The organism is Terriglobales bacterium (genome assembly GCA_035454605.1).
Classification (GTDB): domain Bacteria; phylum Acidobacteriota; class Terriglobia; order Terriglobales; family Acidobacteriaceae; genus DATMAB01.
On record DATIGQ010000211.1, the window covers coordinates 1 to 5,513 of the forward strand.

Consider the following 5,513-nt stretch of genomic DNA (forward strand, 5'->3'; position numbering starts at 1 on the left):
AACGTAGGGCTGGAATGAGGCCTGCTGAGGTTGAGCTTCGGTGGCTGTGGCCACGCTTCCTCCTGATGGATGAATGATTGGAACCCGGCATGCATCCTGATGGTTGCATCCGGCGGGCGCAAGGTACCATGCGGCGCCGCCGAGGGACAAGCGGATAAGGAGGGGTCTGTCGTATACTGAGTCGTTATCCGCCGGGTGTCCGGTTGGCGGAGGGTCGTCTTCAGCAGTAGTGACCTAATTCGCGCGCGGGTCCTGAACTCGAAGGGCCGAAGTACGTTGGCAGGGCTGATAGGCGTGGCCGCGGAAAGCCTGGCCGCGACGCTGTTTCCCGCCGATTGCCGTCTCTGTAGGGCCCCCCTCATCCATCTTTCCCGCCTGCCGGTGTGCCCGGAGTGCCTGGCGCAAGTTGTTCCGATATCAGGACCGGTGTGCGCGGTATGCGGCGAGCGGCTGTTCAGCCCGCACGCGGCGGCGGCGAGTGTCCCGCTGTGCGGCATGTGCGGGCGGGCGGCCCCGCCCTACGTGAAGGCGGTGGCGTTCGGCGGCTATGACGGCAACCTGCGCGAGCTGATCCATCTTCTAAAATATGAACGTGTGCTGCCGGCGGCGCAGGTTCTGGGCGAGTATCTGGCCGGCGCGTTGGAAGGACTGGGAACGGAACTGACCGAGCGGCCGGTGCTGGTGCCGGTGCCGCTCGACCAGGAGAGGTTGCGCGAGCGCGGGTTCAACCAGGCGGAGAGGATTGCGGAAGCTGCGCTGGGCAGGTTGCGGGTCCGCGGTCGCGAGTGGCACCAGGTTGAACTGAATGCCGGCGCGCTGCGGCGAGTGCGTGCGACGTTGTCGCAGACCGGGCTGACGCGGCATCAGCGTCGCGCCAATCTGCGAGGCGCGTTCAGCGTTCCGCGGCCGGAGGCCGTGGCTGGACGGGACGTCGTGGTGGTCGATGATGTGTTCACTACGGGCACGACGGCGTCGGAATGCGCGCGGGTGCTGCGGCGGGCGGGCGCGAGAAGCGTGTTCGTCGCGACGGTAGCAAGAGTGATGAAGGGAGAAGGCGGAAGTTTATCTCAAGGGCCAAAGCCCCAGGCTTAGGACGGCGGTCGTGGCACGATTGAAGTCGTGCCCCTCCGAAGATAGCAGCAAGAGATGACGCATCGGACACACAACACGGAGCACGGGGGCCACGGTAACGGGCACGCCGAGGTACGGCCGGGCAACGGCCTTTCGGTGATGCACACGCCGGTGCTGGTGCTGAACGCGTCCTACGAACCCATCAACATCTGCGCGGCGCGGCGGGCAATCGTGCTGGTGCTGAAGGGCGTGGCGCGCACCGAGGAAGAGAACGGCCACACCCTGCACGCGGAGCGCTTCGAGATCCGGCTGCCTTCGGTGATCCGCCTGCTGGAGTACCGCCGCATCCCGCACCAGACGCGGGCGCTTTCGCGAAAGAACATCCTGTTGCGGGACCGCAACACCTGCCAGTACTGCGGCACGGTGATGCCCTCGAGCGAGCTGACGCTGGACCACGTCGTGCCGCGGTCGCGGGGCGGGCTTTCGACGTGGGAGAACCTGGTGGCGGCCTGCCATCCCTGCAACCGCCGCAAGGGCAACCAAATGGTGATCGAGGCCAGCATGACGCTGCTGCGCGAGCCGCGCGCCTTCAACCTGCATACCAGCCGCCACATCATGCGCCTGATCGGGCGCTCGGACGAGAAGTGGCGGAAGTATCTGTTCTATTGAAGCAGTCAGCAGTCAGCAGTCAGCACTCAGCAAACAGCGATAAGCAATAGGCAATAAGCCAAAAGCCAAGGGCCAAGAGCCGAGGCTTATTGTGGCTTGGACTGCGGCGGCGCCGACTGGTCGCCAGGCTTGGATTTGACGGCTTCGCCCTGGTAGGTGACCTTCTCCTGGAATCCGGTCTCGAAAGACTTGTAGTCGGTGTACTTCACGATGATGCGGATGTGCTGGTCGCTGGTGGCGAAGTGCAGGACTTCGTCGGCGCGCGAGTAGGTGGGGAACCAGTAGCGTCCGTCGATCTGCTCGCGGTAGGTGGAGAAGTTGGGGAATAGGTTCTCCTGCTCGCCCTTCTTCTTGGGCCGGGTCTCGGGCACCGGCTTGCCGTAGGTCTTGACGATCTGAAAGTCGCGGTCATCCACCCAAATGCGTCCCTGGAAGTAGCGCTTGCCCTTCTCGATGAGCTTGGGTGCGATCTCGAACACGTAGGTGCCGAGCTCGTCCACCTGCTGTTTGCCGGCATAGGTGACGTTGTATTGCGGCAGCTCGTCGGAGGTGAGGACGAAGGGCAGCAGGTTGCGGATGTCGTCGTGGTCCTCCTTGGTCATGCCGATGCCCGTTCTCTCGAGCGTGGACTGGGGCGCAAAGAGCACGTTCTCCTTGCGGTTGTGCTTATCGTCGTAGGTGACGTCGAAGATGATCTGGTACTCGCCGGTGACGGTGTTGCCGTCCAGGCCCTGCACCTTTACCGACTGGCGATAGACGTAGTTCTCGCGCGCCAGCTTGAATTCCTTTTCCTTGGCGGCGAAGCGCTGGATGATTTCCTGGGGAGTGATGCCGGCGGGCGGCGAGGGATCGAGCGGGCCTTCCTGGGCGAAAGCGGGAAGGAGCAGGGCGAAAGAAAGAAGGAGGAAGCGGGAGAACATAGGGGCACTATTTTCCTACAGGGCGGGGTTTCGCGCCAGAAGCTGATTGCCCGGGGCTAACGCCCAGCTCTCCCACCGAAAAGCGAAGGCATTGTCCCTCGACTGCGCCTTGGTCGTCCGCTTCTGCGGACGACCAAGGCTGCGCTCGGGATGACAAGGATAAGGAACAGGGGAGAAAAGCCGCAGAGGCGGACGAGCAAGGCTGCGCTCGGGACGACAATCATGGGAGGGTTCCGACTGCGGATGCGGTTAGCGGCGATTAGGGGTTCTTGGAAGGCGGCTGCTCGACCTTGGGGATTTCCTTGCCTTCGTAGGTGATGCGCACGTCGGCGCCGAAGCGCTTGTAGTCGGTGTAGCGGACGATCATGCGGATATCGACATCCTGGTTGGAAAAGTGCAGGGTGTCATCGGCGCGGGTATAGGTGGGAAACCAGTACTTGCCGTCGATCTGCTCACGGTAGGTGGTGAACCGGGGAAACAGGTTCTCGCCGCTGCGGCTCTTGATGTCGGGCACGTTCTTGCCGTAGGTCTTAACGATCTGGAAATCGAGGTTGTCCACCCAGATGCGGCCTTCGAAGTAGCGCCGGTTCTTCTCGATGCGGCGGGGCCGGACGTCGAAGACGTAAGTATCGAGCTCGTCGACGCGCTGCTGGCCGGCATATTCGATTTCGTAATCGCCGATCTCATCGCTGGTGAGGACGAAGGGAAGCCGGTTCTCGAGGTCGTCCAGGTCTTCGCGGGTGACGCCGATGCGGCGCAACGTGGGCGCCGGAGCGAAGACAACTTGCTGGACGCGGCGGCCCTGGTTGTCAAAGGTGACGTCGATGACCTGGCGCCACTCGCCATCCACTCGGTTGCCCTCCAGGGTCTGCATCTTGGCGTCCTGGCGGAAGGTGTAGTTGTCGCGCGCCTGCTTGAACTCTTTTTCCTTGGCGGCAAAGCGCCGGATGATTTCCGCGGGGGTGATGCCGACAGGCGGCGAGGGATCGAGCTTGCCTTCGCGGGCGAAAGCAACCGAAGTGAAGGCCAGCAACAGGACTGCGATGCCTCTCAGGACGCGCATGTCTAATTAGATGCCGGCGGGAAGGGCGGGTTGCCGGAGTATTGCGGGCGATCACATGAGAGCGTGCGGGTCGAAGTCGCGGAGGGCAAATGGTTTAGACTGGCGGGCTTCGAGGAGGGGGAGATGAGGCGTCGGTTGCTCTGCATCTTTTTTCTATTCATACCGTGCCTGGCCGTAGCGCAGGACCAGCATCCGTTCACGTTCGAAGACATGATGGCGCTCAAGCGCGTGGCTGACCCGGCAGTCTCGCCCGACGGGCGGTGGGTGCTGTTCGCCGCCACGCACGTGGACCTGGCAGCCAACACGCGCATTCCGCACATCTGGGTGGTGCCCGTGGCAGGCGGCGAGGCGCGCCAGTTGACGAGCGGCGAGGGGGAGGAGCGTCCGCGGTGGGCGCCGGACGGAAAACGCTTCCTCTACGGATCGCGCAAGGATTCGCAGATCTGGACGACGGGATTCGATCCGGAATCGGGCACGCTGGCGGGCGAGGCGAAAGCCGTGACTTCCATCTCGACCGGAGCGGAAGGCGCGCTGTGGTCGCCAGACGGGAAGCACATCCTGTTCGTCTCCGAGGTGTATCCCGATTGCGCGGACGACGCCTGCAACAAGGCGCGCGACGAGGCGAAGGCCAAATCGAAGGTCAAGGCGTCGCTCTACACGCGGCTGCTCTTCCGGCACTGGAACAAGTGGGATGACGGCAAGCGCAGCCATCTGTTCCTCGTCCCGGTGGAGGGCGGCAGCGCGCGCGACCTGACGCCCGGTGACTACGACGTGCCTCCGTTCAGCCTGGGCGGGCAGGACGACTATTCGTTCTCGCCCGACGGCAGCGAGGTGGCCTACACCAGCAACCACGATCCGGTGGAGGCGACCAGCACCAACGAGGACATCTTCGTGGTGAAGGTGGCGACGGGAGAGACAAAGCAAGTCACCACCAACAAGGGCGCGGACTCGACGCCGCTCTATTCACCCGACGGGCGCTACATCGCCTATAAGGCGCAGTTGCGCGCGGGTTACGAAAGCGATCGCTGGCGGCTGATGCTGTATGAACGGGAGACAGGGAAAGTTACGAACCTGACGGAAAAGTTCGACCGATGGGTGGATTCGCTGGCCTGGGCACCGGGTTCCGATGGATTGTTCTTCACGGCCGAGGAGCAGGGGCAACAGCCGATCTTCTGGATGGGAATGAAAGAGCAGGAAGTCGAATTGTTCGCTCAAGGACACTACGATGAGGTGGCGGTAGTGCCAGAGAGTGGAGGATTTCACACGTCCTACGTTGTTGTTGCCACACGCATGTCCGCCCAGAGGCCGAACGAGATCTATGAGATCGTGTGGTCGCGCGGAGAGGTTCATGCAGTGCCGCTTACGAACCTCAACGATGCGGTGTTCGCGCGTGTGCACACTTCAGAGCTGGAGCCCTTCTGGTTCCGCAGTAGCGACGGCGTGAAGGTCCAGGGGTTCCTGGTGAAGCCGCCGGATTTCGACGCCAGCAAGAAATATCCGGTGAAGTTCCTGGTGCACGGCGGGCCGCAGGGGGCGTGGGGCGATTCGTGGACCTATCGGTGGAACGCGCAGCTTTTCGCCGCCAGCGGGTATGTGGTGGTGATGATCAACTTCCGCGGCTCGACGGGCTACGGGCAGGCGTTCATCGACAAGATCAACGGCAACTGGGGCGGCGGCGCCTATCGGGACCTGATGACGGGCCTGGACTACGCGCTCGCCAAGTATCCCTTTCTCGACCGTGGGCGAGTGTGCGCGCTGGGAGCGTCGTTCGGCGGCTACATGGTGAACTG

General features: G+C 63.2%; 5 protein-coding genes. 3 read left to right on the forward strand and 2 right to left on the reverse strand.

The window, feature by feature from the left end; all coding sequences use genetic code 11:
- Window positions 1-276 precede the first annotated feature (276 nt).
- Together VLE48_14910 and VLE48_14915 are read left to right on the forward strand one after the other, a co-directional pair.
- Window positions 277-1,092, forward strand: a complete 816-nt coding sequence (locus VLE48_14910) for a ComF family protein (GenBank protein ID HSA94301.1) — start codon at window positions 277-279, stop codon at window positions 1,090-1,092.
- 54 nt (window positions 1,093-1,146) lie between these two features.
- Window positions 1,147-1,740, forward strand: coding sequence for an HNH endonuclease (locus VLE48_14915; GenBank protein HSA94302.1), 594 nt, complete (start codon window positions 1,147-1,149; stop codon window positions 1,738-1,740).
- 86 nt (window positions 1,741-1,826) lie between these two features.
- On the opposite strand, the gene VLE48_14920 is transcribed toward VLE48_14915, so the two are convergent.
- Window positions 1,827-2,660 carry a hypothetical protein gene (locus VLE48_14920; protein HSA94303.1) on the reverse strand — a complete coding sequence of 278 codons (834 nt, stop codon included), beginning with the start codon at window positions 2,658-2,660 and terminating at the stop codon, window positions 1,827-1,829.
- A gap of 259 nt (window positions 2,661-2,919) precedes the next feature.
- Window positions 2,920-3,723 carry a hypothetical protein gene (locus VLE48_14925; protein HSA94304.1) on the reverse strand — a complete coding sequence of 268 codons (804 nt, stop codon included), beginning with the start codon at window positions 3,721-3,723 and terminating at the stop codon, window positions 2,920-2,922.
- A 123-nt stretch (window positions 3,724-3,846) separates the two neighbouring features.
- Between VLE48_14925 and VLE48_14930 the strand changes: the two genes are divergently transcribed.
- The coding region (locus VLE48_14930) for a S9 family peptidase (protein HSA94305.1) at window positions 3,847-5,513 on the forward strand (1,667 nt) is incomplete at its 3' end.

Excerpts from the sequence above, each read along its gene's own strand:
- VLE48_14915 (HSA94302.1), top strand. The coding sequence starts at position 1,147 with ATGACGCATCGGACACACAACACGGAGCACGGGGGCCACGGTAACGGG.
- VLE48_14920 (HSA94303.1), bottom strand. The coding sequence starts at position 2,660 with ATGTTCTCCCGCTTCCTCCTTCTTTCTTTCGCCCTGCTCCTTCCCGCT.
- VLE48_14925 (HSA94304.1), bottom strand. The coding sequence starts at position 3,723 with ATGCGCGTCCTGAGAGGCATCGCAGTCCTGTTGCTGGCCTTCACTTCG.